Source organism: Nonomuraea sp. NPDC049480, assembly GCF_044465905.1.
Classification (GTDB): Bacteria; Actinomycetota; Actinomycetes; order Streptosporangiales; family Streptosporangiaceae; genus Nonomuraea.
In genome coordinates this window covers 101,205-120,178 of record NZ_JBITMD010000013.1, presented here as the reverse complement: position 1 = coordinate 120,178, position 18,974 = coordinate 101,205, and the positions used below count along the sequence as shown (strand labels likewise).

Genomic DNA, 18,974 nt, shown 5'->3' with positions numbered 1-18,974 from the left:
GTCATCCCTTGATGGCGCCGGCGGTCATGCCTGCGACGATCTTGCGGTTGAAGAAGACGAAGGCCAGCAGCGGCGGAATGGTGATCAGGACGATGTCCATGAACAGCAGGTTCCATTGGGTGCTGTACTGGCTCTGGAAGTTGTAGAGGGTGACCTGCACGGTGGCGTTGTCGTCGCCCGGGGTGAAGTACAGCGGGTTGACGAAGTCGTTGAAGACGGCCACCGACGTGGTCAGGATGACCGTGATGGTGACCGGCCGCAGCAGCGGGAAGATCACGCGGAAGAACAACCGCAGCCCGTCGCAGCCGTCGATCATGGCGGCCTCGTCCAGCTCGCGTGGGATGGCCGCGATGAACGCCCGGAAGAGCAGCACCGCGTACGACAGGCCGAACGCGACCTCGACGAGGATCAGCCCCGGCATGGTCTTGAACAGGCCGAGCGCCTGCAGCAGCCAGATCGTGGGCACGATGGCGGGCGGGATGATCAGCCCGGACAGCACCAGGAAGTTGGCCACTTTGCCGATCGCCCCCGCGCGGCGCTGCAGCACGAACGCGGCCATCGCGGCGAAGACGACGATCAGCGCCACCGATGCGACGGTGAGGACGGTGGAGTTGACGAAGGCGCGCAGCAGCACGTAGTCGCGCGCCTCGACGACCTCGATGATGTTGTCCACCATCCGCCACTCGCCCGGCCAGGAGAAGTCCAGATCCGCGGCCTTCGCCTGATCCTTGACCGCGGTCAGCAGCATGAACGAGAACGGCACCAGGAAGATCACAGTGGCCAGGACGAACGCGATCGTCTCCGCGCCGAGTTTCTTGAGCGCTCTCATACGGCGACCTGCCTCTTGCCGAGGACGTAGTTGAGCGGGACCACGATGGCCGTGACGATCACGAACAGCAGCACGTTGCCTGCGGTGGACAGGCCGAAGAAGCCGGCCTGGTACTGCTTGTAGATGATCGAGGCGATGGTGTCGCTGGTGAAGCCGGGACCACCACGGGTCATCGTCCAGATCAGGTCGAACGACCGCAGGCCCCCGATGAACGACAGAATGATCACCGAGTACGTCGCCGGCCAGCTCAATGGCAGCGTGACGTGCCGGAAGCGGTGCCAGGCGGTGCCGCCGTCCACCGCCACCGCCTGGTAGTAGTCCCGGGGGATGGACATGATCCCGGCGATGTAGATGACGGTGGCCAGCCCCACGCCCTTCCACACGTCCACCAGCGCCACCGACAGCAGCGCCGTGTTCGCCTCGCCCAGCCAGTCGGGACCGTCGATGCCGACCACCGCCAGGGTCCTGTTGACCAGCCCGGTGTCGGGCCGCAGCAGCGCGCTGAAGGTGATGCCGACGGCCACGGTGGAGACCAGCACCGGGAAGAACACCACTGAGCGCAGGAAGCCGCGCAACCGTAGCCTGCTGGTGAGCAGCACACCCAGCAGCAGTCCGAGCACCACCTTCAGACCGCTGGTGACGACGGCGTAGAAGACGGTGTTGACGAAGCCGATGCGCAGATTCTGCTCGTCAAGGAAGTCCCGGAAGTTCTGCAGCCCGACGAACGTGCTGTCGAACAGGGTCCAGCGGGTGAGCGCGAAGTAGAAGGCCATCACCGTCGGCACCAGGAAGATCACCAGGTAGACGACGGCGGCCGGCAGGTACAGCCCATAGGGGTAGGCCGACTTGTGCCTGGCCCCCGGGCGGGCGTGCCGTTGTCCGGGCGCCACGCCGGGCCCCATGCGGGACCCGGCCTGCTGCTTGATCACCACCCGGCCAGGCCCAACTGCTTGGCCTGCTTCTCCACGTCCTTGTCGTACTGGGCGGCGCCCTCGGCGGGCGGGGTCAGCCCGGAGCCGACGGCGACGGTGATCTGCTCCAGCGACGGCCCCTTGATGGGCGACAGGAACTCCAGAGCCGGCGACGTGGCGCTGTTGTCGATGTAGGCCTGCAGGTCCTTGGCCACCTGGATCGAGTCCTCGGGCAGTTTGGATCCCTTGATGCGGTACGGCCCCGACGGCCGCACGGCCGCGGTGACGGCCTCGGTGCCCGCCGGCGAGGCGACGAAGGCCAGGAACTTCTTCGCCGCCTCCAGGTTCTTGGTGGTCTTGGGGATGTAGATGGCGGGAGGCTCCCAGACGGTGGCGCCATGCGTGGCCGGGTCGGTGCCCGGGACGCCGAAGAAGCCGACGTCGGTCGCCGTCTGCGGATAGGTCGCCAGCAGGGGCGGCAGGAGCGCGCTGAGCATCGCGTAGTGCGCGCCCTTGCCTTCGACCAGCATCTTCAGGCCCTGGTCGAGGGTGGCCGAGCCGAAGCCCTTGTTGAGGTGACCCTTGGCGTGCACGTCGGCGAGGTGCTGGAACCCGCCCAGCGCGGCCGGGGTGGTGGCGTACTTGACCTTGCCGGCGGTGTAGTCCTGGGCGAAGGCCGGCACCGCGGCCTGGACGTTGTAGAAGTCGGCGAGCACGAAGATCTGGGACGTCCAGGTGTCCTTGAACGTGCTGATCACCGGGGTGATCCCGGCCGCTTTGATCTTGTCGTTGTTGGCCATGAACTCGTCCCAGGTCTTGGGGACCTCCAGGCCGAGCTTGTCGTAGACCTTGCGGTTGTAGAGGATGCCGCCGCCGGCGAGCGTGGTTGCCGGGACGCCGTACACCTTGCTTTCTTGCGTCACCACGGGCAGGTAGTCCTGCTGCACGTTGGTCAGGACGGCGTCGCCGGTGAGATCGACGAGGGTCTGGGCCGGATTGAGCGCCTGCAGCAGCGAGCCGGAGTTGTACCAGAACACGTCCGTCATCTCGCCGGTGGACAGGCGGGTCTTGACGATGTTGTCGCCTTCGCTGCCTCCCGGCTGGTGCTCCATCTCGATCTTGATGGTGGGGTTGGCCTTCATGAAGGCGTTCGCCAGCGCCTTGGACGTGTCCACGACCGCCTGGTCGCTGCCCGTCATGAAGGACAGGGTGACGGTGCCGTTGGTGGCGGGCTCCGAACTGGAGCCGCAGGAGGTCAGGGCCGCCATCGCGAGCACGGCCACAGCCGTCGCGATCGTGCGGTGGAAGGTCTTCACACACCCCTCCAGGGCTATTGAATCGTTTTAAGCGACTCCCCGATGCGGTTAACGTAGGCTTTACACGAAGAAGTGTCAAGATACTTTTTGGGTAACGGTACCCAGACTTTTCCCAGCTTAGATCGCTGATTCCAAGATCTTTAATGCAACGTTTCCCTGCTTGGCCGTGCCTGCGGAAGACAGCGACCGACAAAGCAGACGCGCCGCGGGTGAGACCGACCGGTCAGCTGCCCTTCAGGTGTTGCGCGGCCTGACCCCGTCGGGGGAAGACGACCCTGCCCCGGCTACCGCTTCGCCGTCGAAGGCGAAGCATCCACCGAGCCCTCTGGCGGGGCCGTGGAGCCGCGGACGACCAGAGTGGGGGTCACGGAGAAGCGCACCGAGGTCATCCGGCCTTCGATGCGTTCCAGCAGCAGCTTCCCCGCGGCGCGGCCCATCACGGCGCCGTCCTGGTCGACGCTTGTCAGCGTGATGTTGGAAAGGGCGGCGAGGTGGATGTTGTCGTAGCCGGCGACCGAGACGTCCGCCGGGACGGAAAGGCCCATCTCGTGGACCGCGGCGAGTGTGCCGAGCGCCGCCTGGTCGGCTCCCGCGAAGATCGCCGTGGGGCGCGGAGAACGGCCCAGCAACTGGCGTGCCCCGTCGTAGCCGCCTTGTTCGTTGTAGAAGCTGGTCGCGATGGCGATCTCGTCGGCGAGGCCGTGCTCGCGCATCACACGTTCATAGGTCGCGGCCCGGATGTTGTGCAGCAGGTCGGCAGGGCGCGCCTGGCTGTCGTCCTGGTGCGTGATGTGGGCGATCCGGCGGTGCCCCAGCTCGATGAGGTGTTTCACGACGAGCTCCGCGCCCGCTTCGTCGTCGTCGAACACCGAGTCGTAGAACCCCGACCCCTCGTGCCGGGCCAGCACCACGGTGGGCTTCTCCTTCGCCACCTCCTCCAGCCGTGCCTTCGAGGCGAGCGGGGCGACCATGATGATGCCGTCCACCTGCCGGTCCATGAGGGCGTCGACCGCCCGCCTCTCGACCTTGCGGGTGGCGCCTCCTTGGATCATGAACGCCTGGTAGTCGGTGCTGTCCAGGTAGTCGGTGAGACCGTCGAGGATGTCGGCGAAGAAGGGATTTCTGATGTGCGGCAGCATCAGGCCGATCGTGTAGGTGCGCCCGCGCATCCCGCGCGCGACGGCCTGCGGTCGATAGCCCAATTCCTCGATGGCGGTCTTGACCCGGTCCCTCATGGCCGGGCTGACGCCGGTGGCGTTGCGGATCACCTTCGACACCGCTGTGACGGAGACCTGGGCGTGGCTCGCCACATCGGAGATCGTCACTCGTCGTCGACCAGACGTGACCATGAAACTCCATCTCCCGAGGCTGATCCGATTGTATGAGCTCAGGGCGATGCCCACCTTGGGCGACATCACCCGTCACCGCCGACGGGAGGAATCTGAGCGCGACGGACCGGAATCGGTGTCGCGCACGCTCCTGGACTCCCCTCCGAGCGTGAGCTCGCCGCTCCGTTCGGGGCAAGCCGTAACGTGGTGCGTGAGCTTTGCCTGCCCCGTTCTCGCCCACCAGGCCGTGTGCCTCGCCGGCGCGCAGCTCCAGGCGTACGTTCCCCACTGCCTGCACGGCGCCGAAAGACTTGCTGACGTTCCGTGACTCCGAGAGGGGCGGAGAGTCGCTCACGTACCCTCTACCAACGAAATTGAGGCAAAACGTTTTAATCCATCAGATCATAAGAGGGATCGCGGGGCGGGTGTTCGTCGTCCGGCCCGAATCGGACCGCTGGTGAATGAGCAGGTCAAAGGATCCTGCTGGGCCACGGTCGGCGCAGCATGCCGTCGGTCAGCCAGGGCGTGAGTTCGGCGGGGGCGACGTGGTTCCGCCAGGTCAAAGCCCGCATCAGGGCGAGTAACGTTATTCATTTCTCGGTTGGCTATATCGACTGCACGTGCGTCAATGCCGGGAACCGTTGCTCGAATTACCTCTTGACGGCAGCGGGTGTAACGCTTACGTTGACGACAATGACCTCGGTTAAATCGATTTATAGTTCCGGGAGCGCATTGTGAAAACCGTGCGCGCATCGCCGCTGAAGACGGCCCCGCGGCGAAGGGCGCCGACGACGAGGAGCAATCCCGGGCAGCAGCAGGCGAAGCAGTACCGGCCGGCTCGACGAGGCCGCCCGGGAAAGGAGTGACCTGTGTCCGAATTACGTCGTCGGATCCGCATGCTCGCAGGACTTGGGGTGTCCTTCACCCTCGTGCTCTCGCAGCCCTTCGGCGTTCCACCGGCTGTCGCCGCAGGCGCGCCATCGCCCGTCCAGGTCGTCGACCTCACCATGGACGGCAGGTACGACGAACCGCTCGGCCTCGACAACCCCACCCCGTCCCTGGGGTGGCGGATGAAGGAGACCCGGCAAGCCGCGGCTCACCCCTGCCGCAGGCCGCTCTCGCGGGCGGCCTGCCCGGCTGACGCGCAGACCGCCTACCAGGTCCAAGCGGCGACGAGCGAGGAGAACCTCGGGCGCGGCCGGCTGATCTGGGACTCCGGCAAGGTGAACTCCGCCGTCCAGTCCGGCATCCGCTACGCCGGCCGGGCTCTGACCTCACGCCAGAAGGTCGTCTGGCACGTCCGCGTCTGGGACGCGGACAAGAGGCCGTCGGCCTGGAGCGAACCCTCCTCCTGGGAGATGGGCCTGCTCCAGCAGAGCGACTGGGGTCCCGCGCGCTGGATCGACTACCCGGGCCGCGCCGAGACGCAGCCCATGCCGATCTTCGCCCGCCAGTTCGACGTCGACCGCAAGAAGCGCATGGCCAGTGCCCGTCTCCACCTGTCCGGCGTCGGCCTGCACCTGCCGACCCTGAACGGCCGCAAGCTCAGCGACGAGGTGCTCGCACCGGGCTACTCCAATTACCAGCTCTCCAGCGAGTACCGCACCTACGACATCACCGACGACCTGCGCGCCGGCGCCAACACCCTCGGCGTCCGGCTCGGCAACGGCCCCGCCTACGTGCGGCGCAGCGTCACCAACCCTGCCGTCGGCCGCACGGCCCCCTACTCGTGGTGGCAGAGCCAGCTCAAAGGCAGCGGCACCCTGGCCGCCGACGCCGAAGCCGGCGCCACGACCGTGAAACTGAACGACGTCGCCGGCTACCACGTCGGCGGCACCGTCAACGTCGACACCGGCAACGGTGGCGACACCCTCGAATCCCGCACCATCACCGCGATCGGCACCGCGGGCGCCGGGGGAACCGGGATCACCTTCACCCCGGGCCTGTCCAAGCCACACTCCTCCGGCGCGACGGTGACCGGATCGGGCAACAACATCGCCGCCAGCGACCCGAGCGCCGGCGCGGCGGTCACCCCCCGCCTGATCGCCCGCCTGGAAATCACCTACGGCAACGGCTCGACGGACGTCATCGTCTCCGACCGAAGCTGGCGCACCGCACTCGGCGCCCTCGTCACCGACGCCTGGTACTCCGGCTCGGACTACGACGCCCGGCGCGACCAGCCCGGCTGGGACCAGCCCGGGTCCGACCTGTCGGCCACCGCCAAGCGCCGCGACGGCTCGGACATGGGATGGGCGGACGCCGGGATCGCGCCACCCCCGAACCTCGCCACCAAGCTCGTCGCCCGTACGGCCGAGCCGGTCAAGGCCGTCGAGACGTTCACGCCGGTCGCCATGACGAACCCGGTCCCCGGCACCTGGGTGTTCGACCTCGGCCAGAACATCAGCGGGTGGCCGCAGCTCAACCTCAAGGGCACCATGCCCGCCGGGGTCACCATCCGGATGGCCCCCGCCGAGTCACTCGCCGCCGACGGAACCGTCGACCAGGCCTCCCTCATGGGCGGAGGCGGCTCCCGAGGCCGCGACCTGTTCAACACCTACACCACGGCCGGACTGCGCGGCGGCGAGACCTGGCACCCCGACTTCAACTACTTCGGCATGCAGTGGATCCAGGTCACCGGCCTGCCAGAGGGCTACACCCCTGCGAAGGACCTGATCAAGGGCATCCGCCTGCAGGTCGCCACGCCCGTCGCGGGCGAGGTCACCACCTCCGACGCCCGCGTCAACCGCATCCACACGATGGCCCGGTACTCCTTCGCGTCCAACATGATGTCGGTGTTCACCGACTGCCCCGGCCGCGAGAAGCTGTCCTATCCGGCCGACTACACGATGCCGATGGGCGCCATCCACCGCAATCACGAACTCGCCGCCTACCTGCGGACCCACATGCGGCACCTCGTCGAGGGACAGTCGATCGCCGACACCCCGATGCGCGGGAACGTGGCGTTGAAAACCCCGGTCTACGACTGGGGCTACAGCGGACGCTTCGGCGACGAGATCAACTGGGGCGACGCCATCATTCTGGTCCCCGCAATGCTCTACGAGCTCTACGGCGACACCGACACGATGACGCGCTACTACGACCAGATGGTCGCCTTCGCCGACTACATCCAGCGCCAGAAGGCAGGGACGGGCGAGAACGCGCACATCGTCGACGCCGCGCTCGCCGACTGGGTCGCGGCCGACCAGACCTCGGGCCGGATCACCGGCACCTGGGGCTACTACATGATGATCACGAAACTGGCCACGATGGCCGGACTGACGGGCCATGCCGACGACGCCGCCCGCTACCAAAGGCTCGCCGCCGACATCAAGAACGCCTTCAACGCCCACTTCTACAACCAGGAGCTACGCCGCTACACCAGCGCGGGCAACGCCGGAACCGCCGGCGCCACCCAGACGGCACAGGCGCTCGCGCTCGACGCCGGGCTCGTCCCCGGCGGTGAGCGCCAAGCCGTCCTCGACGCGCTCGTCGAACTCGTGTACGCCTTCCACCCCAACGGCGACGGCCCGCACTTCAGCGGCGGCACCATCGGCATGGCCTCGACGGTCCGGGCACTGGCCGGCGGCGGCAGGGACGACGTCCTGTGGGAGTTGCTGCAGGCGGACGACCAGCCGAGCTACGGGTTCTTCATGCAGCCCACCAGCGCCAACCCGGGCGGCATGACCACGATCGGCGAGCAGTGGAACCGCGGGGCCTCGAAGAACCACATGATCCTCGCCCAGATCGAGGAATGGTTCCACACCGGTCTGGCCGGCATCCGCGAGGCCGGCGGCTCCACCGCCTACCGGAAGCTCGTCATCCAGCCCAAGCCGGTCGGCGACCTCACTTCCGTCAAGGGCGGCTACGAAACACCCCAAGGCGTCGCCCGCTCCGCATGGGCCAAAGATGATCGATGGTTCAAGCTGACGATCGACGTGCCCGCGAACACCACCGCCGAGGTCTGGGTGCCGGCCAAGGACTCTCGTTCTGTCGCGAGCCCGCATCGGGCCAGGTTCCTGCGGATGGAGGGAAACTACGCCGTGTACGACGTCCCGTCCGGTTCGTTCACCTTCATTGCGGCAACGGCCCGCTGATCCGCTGACTACCGGTCTCCGCTCGGCACCGCCGTGCGGGGACCGGTGCCGAGCTTCGAGGCACGACACCCGGCGGACACCACGACGGCGGTCATCGGGCTGCGAACCGCGGACGACTCCGGTCTCGTGGCCACCCCGCAAGAGTCCGATGTCGTGACGGATCACCATGGCCGGCCGAGCCGCTGCACAGCCGCGAGGTCCGATACTGGCGCGTCCGTGTCCGCACCGACCACGGGTGGACGGGATGGAGCGTACCCGCCCGGGTGGAGGCCGCGCTGCTCGGCGACGAGGACTGGACGGCCCGTCCCGTCCATCTGCCCAGTGACCGGGGACGGACCACCCCCGGCCCGGTGTCGCTGCTCCGCCGGGAGTTCGAGCCGGCATCCGTCGCCCGGTCGATCAGCGGCACCACTTTGACGGTGGACGTCTCGCTGCCACCTGGCACCACCGGACTGTTCAGTGCGCCCGAAGGCTGGCGATGCGGAGCGGATCGATCAGAGCCGGGGCCCGGGGACGGGGCTCCACTGGTGGCACGCGGCACCCGCGCACGTCCGTAGCCGCGCCAGCCGCTCGGCGAGAGCCTGCCGGGTGGCGTCGTAGCTCGGGTCGGCGTGCACGCTGGTCAGCTCGTACGGGTCGCGTTGCAGGTCGTACAGCTCCAGCTCGCCGGTCGAGTGTTCGACATACTTCCACCGTTGCGCCCGCAGGCCGGCGTACCAGTTGCCGCCGCCCGTCCTGGGGCCGGTCTCGATCACGACGGCGCGCGGGATCGTGGCGTCGCCGTTGACGAACGGCAGCAGCGAGCGGCCGTCGAGGGTGACCGCGGCGGTCGCGTGCGCGGCGTCGAGGATCGTCGGCGTGAGGTCGATGTTGGCCGCGATCGTCTTGACATGCTTGCCGGCCGGAAGGCCGGGCCCTCTCATGATCAGCGGAACCCGGATCGACTCCTCGTACGGGACCACCTTGCCGTTGCGGATGCGGTGCTCGCCCTGCATCCAGCCGTTGTCCGAGGTGAACACGATGAGCGTGTCGTTCAGCTCGCCCGACTCGCGCAGGGCCTTCACGATGCCGGCGACCGCGTCGTCCACCGCCAGGAGGGACTCCAGGCGGCCCTTGAGCGCGACGTTCTGCATGCGCTGCTGGGCCGCGGCGCCGATCCTGGGCCGGTTGCGGACGGCGGCGGGCTTGTCGGAGACGTCGGCCTCGTCGAAGCTGGGCGGCTTCGGCAGCGTCACGCCGTCCATGGCGCCGAGATGCCGCGGGGCGGGCCGGGGGTTGCGCCGCGTACGGAACTCCGCCGGAGTGTTGCCTTCGCCGTGCGGCGCCAGCGGCGCGAAGGAAAGGAAGAACGGCTTGCCGGCAGGCGCCTTGCGCCGGATGAAGTCGACGGCCTTACGGGCGTAGACGTCGGTCTGGTAGAGCTCGGGATCCTCGACGCCGGGGGTGCCGTAGGTGCGTAGTACGCCGTTCTCGTTGAGCGTGTATCCCCACATCCTGTACGTGGTCGGGTCGACCGAGCCGTACCACTCGCTCCAGCCGGGCGGGATCTCGGTGGGGTTCGCCCGGCCGTAGCGGTTGAGGAACTTGCCGACGTGCCCGGTGTCGTAGCCGGCCCGGCCCAGCCACACCGGCAGCGTCTCGGCGGGCAGCTTCTCGTATCCGCCGTCGGGCGGCGCGTTGTTCAGCACTCCGTGGTTGTGCGCGTACTGGCCGGTCAGGAAGGTCGCGCGGGACGGGCAGCACAGCGAGTACGACACCACGCTGGTGTCGAAGGTCGTCCCCTGCCCGGCGATGAGGGACTGCACGTTACGCAGGTACTGCAGGGCGTACATGTTCATGTCGTCGACCATGATGACGACCACGTTGGGCTGGACGGGGCGTGCGACGGCGGGGGTCCCGGCCGTCAGCGTGGCGACTCCGGTCAGGGCGAGCAGGATCGCGAGTAACCGGCGCAGGCGAGGAAGGGCGAGCATGCGGCTCCACTTCGAGGGTGTGACCGGTGAGGTTCGGGAGCCACAATGCTAGACATCCGGTGCAAATTTCCACAACATTCGTCAGTCAATGAAATTTTCACGGTCCGCGCCTTGGCGGCGGGCTCGCCGTGCCCCCTTTTCCGTCCTGGTGACCGCCGGAATGGCAGACGCAAGGGACGCGCCGGTGCCTTGTTTAAGTCCGGCCGGATTGCGCGCGCAAATTGCCGTCGCTGGACCGATTGACGATTCAACAATAACGTCCGACGCAGTTCATGGCGCTCCACTCAAACAGGAGGTGCGAATTGACAGCTCGTTCGATCGCCATCGCCATCGCGATGCTCGCGGCCGTTCTCCTGCCGACGACGCCCGCGCACGCGACGTACGGCCCGCCACAGCAGGTCTACCTGCAGTTGGTCTCAGACGACGGTCAGGGGCTGCAACTGGCCCGCGCGGAAGGCACGGTGGCGTTCGATGACGGGAACAGGAGGTACACGTTCAACGTGAACGTCTGCTGGCAGCGCGCCTACCCCGCGCCGAACTTCGACGTCTACATCAACGACGTGTGGCAGAGCGTGGGGTATTCGACCGGGCCGACCGCGCCCGGGTGCCAGCTCACTTTGCGCGTGTACTCTGCCAATGACGTAACTCACGGCGACATCGTCAGGAACATTCGCTTCCAGTTGACGGGTGGGTGGTTCGACCGCCAGGGTCAGTACAGGTCGCGCACGAAGTCGACGCCGTATTACGACAACCCCTTCAACTGAGCGGAGGCGGTCATGGCCGATTCCGGGTTGAGCAGGAGGCGGCTTTTCGCGGCGGCACTAGCCGTGCCGGAGGGCTGAAGGGCTGAAACCCTCGCCGTAGGAGCCGTCCAGCCACGCCGTCAGCCACTCGGCGAGGGTCAGGTGCTGAGGCACCAGCGGCGCGCCCGGAACCTCTCCGGGCGCCACCGGATCCCACACCCACATCGGGCCGGCAGGATCGCGGCAGTCCGTCAAGGACCAGATCGTGCTGCCCCAGTCGCACAACCAGACCGCGCCGGCGGGGACCAGCCGGCGCGGCGCGGCGGTGAACAGTTCGTGACACTCGACGATGTCGGTGCCCAGGCGGGGGCCGGGAGCGTCGGGGACCCCGAGGACCGAGCCACGCGGGCCGAAGCCGCCGTTGGCCACCTCCACGTACAGCCGCCGCATTGAGGATTGATCCTTTTGCTGGGCACCTCACGCTCTCATGGGGCGAGGAAAACAGTCAGCGACCGGACATTTACCGGGCCCTGAGCTCGCCCGATGAACGCTCAGACCGCGAGCAGCGCCGCCACGGCCATCCTCTACAGCTTGTAGAGTATGCGCGGTACTAGGGAAAGGGTGGAGCGTGCTGCGCTGGTTTCGAGTCGTAGCGGTGGCCGAGGCGTGCTCGTGGGCAGGGCTGCTGGTCGGGATGTTCTTCAAGTACGTCGCCGCGACCGGCGAACTCGGGGTGAAGGTGTTCGGGCCGATCCACGGGGCGCTGTTCGTGCTGTATGCACTCGGAGTGGTGCTCTCGGCACGGGAAGCGGGCTGGAGCCGGGGCGCAGTGGTGCTCGGCCTGGCATGCGCGGTGCCGCCGTTCACCTCGGTGTGGTTCGAACGGCGGATGGCGGCGCGCACGACGGCCGGGCAACTCTCCTGACCCCGACGTATCGCACGTGCGGGCGCGCCGGACGACACGGACGGCCGCCGGAATCTCCCGGCGCAGTTCAACGACCGGAAAATGCTCAGGATCGGCTGCACGGTCGGCAAGGACGTGGCCATCGAGGTGGTCGTGACCGACGCCACCGGCGACTGGTTCAAATTCACCACATGGGGCACGTGCTCCCGGATAGCGGACTGAAATTCACGCCATTCCGTGCTCATGCGGGAGACGTGCCGTCGCCGGCTGCCCGAACCACTCCGCCCGTCCGAGCGGAGTGGTTCGCTTCGCCTCCCATCACCCCCGTTGAACCAGGGCGTCGGTGACGAGCCGGCTCACTCGCTCCACCGCCGTCACACCCGCGCCCATCGACCCGTGCCGGTGCGAGATGACGGCGATCAGGTACGTGCGCCCCCGATCCCGCACCCGCCCGATGCTGTTGACCGTCCACCGCCCCCCATGCCGCTCACGCGGCAGCCAGCCGTTCTTGACAGCCACGTCCGCACCCTCGCGCCCGGACGCGCTGACACCCCACGCCTGCTCCGGCGCCACACCGCCCATCAGCCCCAGCACGTACCGGCGGTTCTTCTCGGAGAGCGGGCTCTTGGGCGAGGTGAGCGCGGTCAGCAGCCGCACCTGGTCGGCGGCGCTGGTGGTGGTCGAGCCCCACGCCCCGCCCGCGCCGGGCGTCGTCTCGCGCAGGCCGAACTTCCTGTTCGCGGCGGCCAGCCCGGACGCGCCCCCGATCGCCGACCACAGCGCCGACGCGGCCGCGTTGTCGCTGACCTTGATCGCCTGTGCGGCGGCCCGCCGCTCCCAGCCCGTGAGGCCGCGCCGCTCACTCTGGGCCTTGAGCAGCAGCGCCATCACCATGTCGACCTTGACGATGCTGGCCGTGGCCGTCCTGAGCCCGGGGTTGTAGGAGTACGACATTCCGGTGGACAGATCCCGCACCGACACCGCCACCTGGCCGGGGACGTCGTCCAGATAACGGTCGACCGCCCGGGTGAGCGGCTTCTGGAACGCGGACGTCCCCGGCGTCGTGGTCATGGCGACGACCTCGCTCCCGGCCGCGACGGTCCGGCTCAGAATGGACGGGTACGCGGCGACGTTCAGCCCCACGACGAAGAACGTGGCCCCCGCCTCGTAGGCGGCGAGCCCGCGTAACAGCGCATCCGTGTACGGGCCCGACCCGTCGTCGACGCCGGGCGCGACGCCCGGCAGGACCGCGGCTTGGACCGTTCCCGTACTGACCGCCAGTTGCCCGGCCCCGGTGACCGCCAGCGCCAGGACGGCCGTGGCGAACATGCGCGCCGTTCCCCGTTTCGCCCCAGGCTGGACAGCCCGGCGCGTTCTCGCACCGATGTTCATCTATCCCCCTTGCGCGCACCGCCCCCGGGCGCGTCCCTGGCGGGTTCCGGCCCACCCTGCGCCGGAACCACCTCACATATTTCGACATCAGTCGTTTGTCCTTTGTTCGCCGGTAACCGTTCTCCGGATGAGCGATCGATGAGCCTTTTCGGCATTGATCGATATATCAGCCTTTCCGGCATTGCGGCTGCCCGAAAAGCGCATCCATGCACGTCAAGCAGGCTGCGCATCGCATCCGAGACCGACTGCTGTCATCCCGGCTCACGGACGCAAATCGCCGACCGATAACTTCTCACTGGTTAATGGATCCGGCGTGCGGGAGCCACTGTGCAGCGCCGAATTGTTGTCGTACTTCAGTTGCCGAGTTCGGGAGACGCCCCTCCTCGTCGTGGTGAGTCGCGGGGGCGGCATGGCCGGTCAAAGTCCGCGGGCATCGAGGAAAGCCGGACCGGCTGCCCGCGGCAGGCGCGCGGGCAGCCGTCCGGCAGATGCCTCTACAGCGTCAGGGTCCATCCTTCGATGTAGCCCGTGTCGCCCTTGGCGAGATCTTCGACTTTGAGTCTCCAGGTGCCGCTGGCTGGTGAGGCGCCGGCGTTCACCCAGTAGTTCTCGTCGATGTTGTCGGTGCCGTCCTTGGGATCGGCGGCCCGCAACGCGTACACCTTGCCGTCCGGCGCGATCAGGTCGAGCTTCAGGTCGCCGCGCCAGGTGTGCTCGATCTCGACGTGGACCCGGGTGCGGGTGGGGGCGTTGCCGTTGATCCACGCCAGGATGATGCTGGATTCGGCGGCGCCGGGATCGGGGATGGTGCCGTCGTCCCAGTTGCCGAAGCAGGGCAGCCGGATCCACCAGCCGTCGATGTAGCCGGTGTCGACCCATTCGACGTCCTGTACGCGTAGTTTCCAGGTGCCGCTGGCCGGGGAGGCACTGGCGTTGACCTGGTAGGTCTCGTGCAGGATGTCGGCGCTGTCGTTGGGGTCGTTGGCCTGCAGCGGGTAGACCTTGCCGTCCGGGGCGATCAGGTCGATCTTCAGTTCGCCGCGCCAGGTGTGGTGGATGTCGACGTACACCTCGGTGGTGGCGGGCGCGCTGCCGAGCAGGCCGGTGACCGCGATGGAGGACGTCACGGTGCCGTGGTCGGGGATCGCGGTGTCCTTCATGTTCTCGTAGTACGGGATGGACCAGGCGTCGGGGTCGGGGGCCTGACCCAGCACGGCGGAGTCGACCTGGATGCGGGGCGTGGTCAGGCCGCTGTAGGCGATGGATTTGCCGGTGGTCTTCAAGGCGGTTTCGAGCTGGGTCAGCGGGGCGTCGGGCAGTGCTTGGCTCAGCACGGCCAGAGCGCCGGCGACATGCGGGGCGGCCATCGAGGTGCCGTTCAGGGAGGCCCACCGGCCGCCGGGGACGGAGGAGACGATGGACACGCCGGGGGCGAAGAGGTCCAGCAGCGCGCCGCGGTTGCTGAAGGCGGCCACGCCGTCCTGGTCGGTGGTGGCGCCCACGGCGATGGCCGAGGACACGCAGGCGGGAGCGCTGACGGCGGTGCCGTAGCCGTTGTTGCCGGCCGCGACCACGGTGGCCACGCCGGCGGTGCGCAGGCCGTCGATGACCGTCTTGCGCGGGTCGGCGTCGCAGGCGGCGGTGTACTGGCCGCCGCCCAGGCTGAGGTTGGCGGCCACCAGCGGCACCCCGCCGTCCTTCAGTTCCAGCACTTTCTCCAGGCCGGCGAGCTGGGCGCTGGTGAAGCTGAGCACGCACGGGGCGGCGCCCACGCCGCACAGGTCTTCGGAGGTGAACTTGCTGAACACCTGGATGGCGACGAGTTCGGCGCCAGGCGCGACGCCGGCCGGCGGGGCACCGGTCACGCCCTGGCCGTCGCCCACCGCGATACCGGCCACGTGGGTGCCGTGGTCGCACTCCAGCGCCGGGTCGGCGCACGGGCCCTGGTCGGTGTCGGCGGCGCCCGGCCCTTCCTGCTGGGGGGTGCCGTCGGGACACAGGCTGGTGGCGGAGTATTCGGCGTCGATGGGGGAAAAGCAGGCCTCGTCCAGCACCCGGTCCTTGAGGAACGGGTGGTTGACCGCGACGCCGGTGTCCAGCACGGCCACCACGCTGCCGGCGCCCGTCTTGCCCGCGGCCCTGGTCTTGTCCGCGCCGATGAGCGGGACGCTCTCGGCCAGCACCGGCGGCACCGGGCGGTCCTCGGTCACGCTCACCACGCCGGGCAGCTTGGCCAGCCGGTCCAGCCCGGCCGCGTCGACGCGCAGGGTGACCACGGGGAAGCGGGACAGCTGCTGGACGACCTGACCGCTACTTGCCGCGTCCGGCAGGCCGGCGCGGGTTTTGCTCACCACGTTCACCCTGATCTTGCCCGCGGCGGCCACCCGCTCGCTCAACTGGGGCTCGATCCAGGGGCTCGCCGACGTGGCCTGCTGTCCCGCCGAAGTGGCCGGTGAAGTGGACGCCGAAGGGGCCGGTGACGCGTGGGCCGGCCCGGTCGCGATCGCCGTGGCCGCCAGCGCCACGATGACACAGATTAAGACTGGTGATTTCATCACGTACCGCGCCTTACATAAAGGACGTGCAGGGCATGAGGGGGGCCGGACGGCGGGCGATGCCGCCGTCCGGCCCGGATGAGGCCCCCGGGAAGGTCCCCGGGGAAGGGTCACAACGCAGGCTCTGTCTTGCTCACGCCGTTGTCACGGCATGCCGAACGCGGCGACAGCCGCGTAGTAGACCTTGGCGATCTTCCTGCAGGCGCCACGGACCAGGATGAAGTAGCCACCGCACACCTTGTCGCGCAGGGTGATGTAGAACCGGGTGTCCACGTCGAGCTTTCGCCGGACAGTGCGGTCGAGGTAGTACTTGTACTTCTTCTTCTGGTTGGTCATCAGGCCGTACCCGTAGTCGTGGGAGTCACAGGCCGGCCGGAAGTCGAACCCGGCGGGGCGGTCCGGTCCCGGCTTCGTGCAGTGGTCGTGAACGATGCCCCTGACCTTGAAGCCGCTGGCGGTCCGCTTCCAGTCGGGCTTCTTCCATTTGCCGCCGTGGTATGCCCAGGCCGAGCAGCCCGACTTCGTGTACCACATCCAGGTCTTGGCCGTGTCGCACTTGCGCGGGTAGGACTGCGGGGGGTCCACGCCGTCCGGCAGGAAGTCACTGGCCGGCGGCTCGGTGGCGTTGGGGTCGTCGAGCCCGGCCGCGCCCTCGGTCATCCCGCCGTTGACGGGCATGTCGGTGGCGGTGGGGGTCACCTCGGGAGCCGCGGCGCCCGCCGGGAAGGTGAGCTGCCATCCGCCGTTGCTGACGGACTCGATCGACGACAGGCGTCCTACCGTGTCGTAGGCGTAGGTCGCCTGGGTGGCGCCCACGCTGGGATCGGTGACGGTGCGCAGCAGGCCGTTCGGGTCGTAGGCGTAGCCGGCCTCGGTCTGCGGCGCCTGAGTTCCGTAGGTGACCGTGACTGCCTTGAGCCGGCCCGCGAAGTCGCCGAAGGAGGTGCCGGTGGCCGTGGTGGCCGTGGCGTAGGTGAACCTGGTGACGGACTCGGGAGACTCGGCGGTCGCCGGTTCCTTGACGGTGCTGACCCGGCCCTGGCCGTCGTAGGTGACCACGGACTTGCCGAAGGCGGCGGTGCCGACGCTGGTCACCCGCCAGGGGTCGGCGCTGGGCGCCCCGGCCGGCCGCGACCAGGTGTAGGTGAGCTTGAGGTCGTTGGCGCTGATGGGCGTGCCGTCGGCGTTGGTGATGGGGTCGTCGCCCGGATCCAGGGGGCCCAGATCCGTCACGAACGTCTCGGTCGTCGTGGTGCGCATCGCTCCGACGGCCGCGTCCCACTTGGTGGTTTCGGTGATCTGGGATCCGTCGTCGGCCTCGTACGTCTGGATGCCGCCGCCGTCGGGGAAGGAGACGCTGCTCTTCAGGGGGTAGCGCGTGGACGTCCCTTCCTCGAGCTCCGTGACGACGATGGTGCCGGCCTGGTTCTCCAGTTTCCGGTTGATCTCCCCGCCGACGAACTCGGCCTGCCAGCCCGGCCCGAAGACGCCGAGCTCGGGGCGGGTGGCCGGGGCCGACTGCGGCCGGGCCAGATCGCCGCCGGTCAGAGCCACACCGTGCTTGCGGCTGATCGCCCCCGCGGACACGTCCAGCTCGGAGAGCTTGAAGGTCTTGGTGTCGGAGGAGTACTGGCCGGGGCCGACCTCCTGCACGTCGGCGAGCGGCGGGTCGTCGAGCGCGGTGGTGGCGGAGACCTCCGGGGCGAGGAAGGGGATGAGCATCGCCGCGAGGGCGGCGGGAAGCGCTAATCGGCGCAAGTGGTGCCTCCAGGCAAAGGGGAAAAACTGATTTGATCACCTGGAGAGTAAATGCCGATAAAGCACTTCGGCAAGAGGTTGACATTTTTATGGAGCGATGCTCAAATCATCCATGAAGCCATGTCCGGGGCACAATTAATTCAAGCGTAAGCGCAGGTCAGAAGGCCGTATGGTGAGCTTATGGAGAATTTATAGGGGTGGTGTGGAGCCTTCGAGAATAATGTCTCAACGGCACGACATGAAGCCATATTCGGCCATTCACGAGTTCGGTGCCACAGGAAAATGAGCGCCGCCGGCACCCGCTTTGCCGGCGACCGCGGCGGTGCAGGCCGCCGTGATGGCTGACCGCGCGGTCGACCAGCGGCCCGAGGACGGCGCCCTCGTCGTGCCCGTCCCCGAGGGTGTGGTCGCCATTCGGCATACCGATCCCATGGTCGGATGTGATGCCATAAGGCCATGGAAGCTGTGCTGGCAGTCGTCGCCGTTGCAGGGACCCTTCTGGGGTCCATCGTCACCCACTGGTTACAACGCCGCATGACCGATCAGATGGAAATGCGGTCCCGAGACTCCAACCTCCGTCAAGAGCGGATTGAGGCATATGGAGCCTTCGCCGTCGCTTCAACTACTTATCGGCAGGCTCGGATAACGCGTTGGTACAGAGCACAGGATGATGCTGAAGGGCCGACCTATCACGAAGCTCGCGCTGAAAGCGACCGCGCTCAAGGGGCAGCCCTGCACGCCCTGTTCCGCGCCCAGATCATCGCCGGCGACAACGACGTCACGGCCTGCGCCAAGAGCGTGCTGGAGACGATCGATGAAATGCGTCCCACCCTGTCACGACCGGAGTTCGACGCAAAGGTCAAGGAGAGCGACCATCTGCTTGCTCAATTCGTGGACCACGCATCGCGGGATGTAGTCCACCCGGTGAAGCCTCATGGCCCGCGATCATTGCCTGAGCTTGCCGCCCGGCCCAGCCACGAAAGCTGACCACTCCGGCGGGGTGGCGGCTCAGCGGTGCGGCGGACGGTGAAGGCGCTGGAGACCAGCCCGCGCAGCCGCCGGCGGTCATCCCCCATCACCATCGCATCGTGGGCGCATAGGGAATGTATCAATCCGGTCAGCCACTCTGATCTCACACGAACCGAGACGGAGGGAACACGATGGAAGCCCG

At 67.9% G+C, this 18,974-nt stretch carries 13 protein-coding genes; 4 read left to right on the top strand and 9 right to left on the bottom strand.

All coding sequences use genetic code 11. The annotated features are described in order from the left end of the window. Nucleotide 1: 1 nt before the first annotated feature. The 4 genes from ACIBX3_RS33280 to ACIBX3_RS33265 form a co-directional block, all read right to left on the bottom strand. Nucleotides 2-829: a carbohydrate ABC transporter permease gene (locus ACIBX3_RS33280; protein ID WP_397123968.1), complete on the bottom strand. Its 828-nt coding sequence runs from the start codon at nucleotides 827-829 to the stop codon at nucleotides 2-4. Beyond that, complete coding sequence (locus ACIBX3_RS33275; protein WP_397123966.1) at nucleotides 826-1,761, bottom strand: carbohydrate ABC transporter permease; 936 nt, start codon at nucleotides 1,759-1,761, stop codon at nucleotides 826-828. The genes ACIBX3_RS33280 and ACIBX3_RS33275 overlap by 4 nt, the downstream gene beginning before the upstream one ends. Beyond that, nucleotides 1,755-3,056 carry an ABC transporter substrate-binding protein gene (locus ACIBX3_RS33270; protein ID WP_397123964.1) on the bottom strand — a complete coding sequence of 434 codons (1,302 nt, stop codon included), beginning with the start codon at nucleotides 3,054-3,056 and terminating at the stop codon, nucleotides 1,755-1,757. Before ACIBX3_RS33270 ends, ACIBX3_RS33275 begins: the two co-directional genes overlap by 7 nt. A 284-nt stretch (nucleotides 3,057-3,340) precedes the next feature. Further along, nucleotides 3,341-4,366: a LacI family DNA-binding transcriptional regulator gene (locus ACIBX3_RS33265; RefSeq protein ID WP_397123962.1), complete on the bottom strand. Its 1,026-nt coding sequence runs from the start codon at nucleotides 4,364-4,366 to the stop codon at nucleotides 3,341-3,343. An 887-nt stretch (nucleotides 4,367-5,253) separates the two neighbouring features. On the opposite strand from ACIBX3_RS33265, the gene ACIBX3_RS33260 reads away from it, so the two are divergent. Further along, complete coding sequence (locus tag ACIBX3_RS33260) at nucleotides 5,254-8,478, top strand: family 78 glycoside hydrolase catalytic domain (protein WP_397123960.1); 3,225 nt, start codon at nucleotides 5,254-5,256, stop codon at nucleotides 8,476-8,478. A gap of 494 nt (nucleotides 8,479-8,972) precedes the next feature. On the opposite strand, the gene ACIBX3_RS33255 is transcribed toward ACIBX3_RS33260, so the two are convergent. Beyond that, nucleotides 8,973-10,451: a sulfatase gene (locus ACIBX3_RS33255; RefSeq protein ID WP_397123958.1), complete on the bottom strand. Its 1,479-nt coding sequence runs from the start codon at nucleotides 10,449-10,451 to the stop codon at nucleotides 8,973-8,975. A gap of 302 nt (nucleotides 10,452-10,753) precedes the next feature. Here ACIBX3_RS33255 and ACIBX3_RS33250 point away from each other — a divergent pair, with 302 nt between their 5' ends. Next, entirely contained in the window at nucleotides 10,754-11,215 is a 462-nt protein-coding gene (locus tag ACIBX3_RS33250; RefSeq protein ID WP_397123956.1) for a hypothetical protein, read from the top strand. Between the two features lie 57 nt (nucleotides 11,216-11,272). Here the strand turns inward: ACIBX3_RS33250 and ACIBX3_RS33245 are convergent, their stop codons facing one another. Continuing rightward, nucleotides 11,273-11,644 (bottom strand): hypothetical protein, encoded by a 372-nt coding sequence (locus ACIBX3_RS33245; protein WP_397123954.1) that lies wholly within the window; start codon nucleotides 11,642-11,644, stop codon nucleotides 11,273-11,275. 178 nt (nucleotides 11,645-11,822) lie between these two features. On the opposite strand from ACIBX3_RS33245, the gene ACIBX3_RS33240 reads away from it, so the two are divergent. Then, nucleotides 11,823-12,119 (top strand): DUF3817 domain-containing protein, encoded by a 297-nt coding sequence (locus tag ACIBX3_RS33240; RefSeq protein ID WP_397123952.1) that lies wholly within the window; start codon nucleotides 11,823-11,825, stop codon nucleotides 12,117-12,119. 297 nt (nucleotides 12,120-12,416) lie between these two features. On the opposite strand, the gene ACIBX3_RS33235 is transcribed toward ACIBX3_RS33240, so the two are convergent. The 3 genes from ACIBX3_RS33235 to ACIBX3_RS33225 all read right to left on the bottom strand — a co-directional run bounded on the left by ACIBX3_RS33235 (nucleotide 12,417) and on the right by ACIBX3_RS33225 (nucleotide 17,803). After that, the gene (locus tag ACIBX3_RS33235; RefSeq protein ID WP_397123950.1) at nucleotides 12,417-13,427 is read right to left on the bottom strand and encodes a serine hydrolase; all 1,011 of its coding nucleotides are present in this window, start codon (nucleotides 13,425-13,427) and stop codon (nucleotides 12,417-12,419) included. Nucleotides 13,428-13,984: 557 nt separating this feature from the next. Next, entirely contained in the window at nucleotides 13,985-16,015 is a 2,031-nt protein-coding gene (locus ACIBX3_RS33230; protein ID WP_397123948.1) for a proprotein convertase P-domain-containing protein, read from the bottom strand. A 174-nt stretch (nucleotides 16,016-16,189) separates the two neighbouring features. Next, nucleotides 16,190-17,803 (bottom strand): phospholipase A2, encoded by a 1,614-nt coding sequence (locus tag ACIBX3_RS33225; RefSeq protein WP_397123946.1) that lies wholly within the window; start codon nucleotides 17,801-17,803, stop codon nucleotides 16,190-16,192. A 456-nt stretch (nucleotides 17,804-18,259) separates the two neighbouring features. On the opposite strand from ACIBX3_RS33225, the gene ACIBX3_RS33220 reads away from it, so the two are divergent. Beyond that, the gene (locus ACIBX3_RS33220; protein ID WP_397123944.1) at nucleotides 18,260-18,790 is read left to right on the top strand and encodes a hypothetical protein; all 531 of its coding nucleotides are present in this window, start codon (nucleotides 18,260-18,262) and stop codon (nucleotides 18,788-18,790) included. Nucleotides 18,791-18,974: the final 184 nt, after the last annotated feature.

Coding starts and splice junctions, on each gene's coding strand:
- ACIBX3_RS33220 (WP_397123944.1), top strand. CDS start 18,260: ATGGAAGCTGTGCTGGCAGTCGTCGCCGTTGCAGGGACCCTTCTGGGG.
- ACIBX3_RS33245 (WP_397123954.1), bottom strand. CDS start 11,644: ATGCGGCGGCTGTACGTGGAGGTGGCCAACGGCGGCTTCGGCCCGCGT.
- ACIBX3_RS33280 (WP_397123968.1), bottom strand. CDS start 829: ATGAGAGCGCTCAAGAAACTCGGCGCGGAGACGATCGCGTTCGTCCTG.
- ACIBX3_RS33255 (WP_397123958.1), bottom strand. CDS start 10,451: ATGCTCGCCCTTCCTCGCCTGCGCCGGTTACTCGCGATCCTGCTCGCC.
- ACIBX3_RS33235 (WP_397123950.1), bottom strand. CDS start 13,427: ATGTTCGCCACGGCCGTCCTGGCGCTGGCGGTCACCGGGGCCGGGCAA.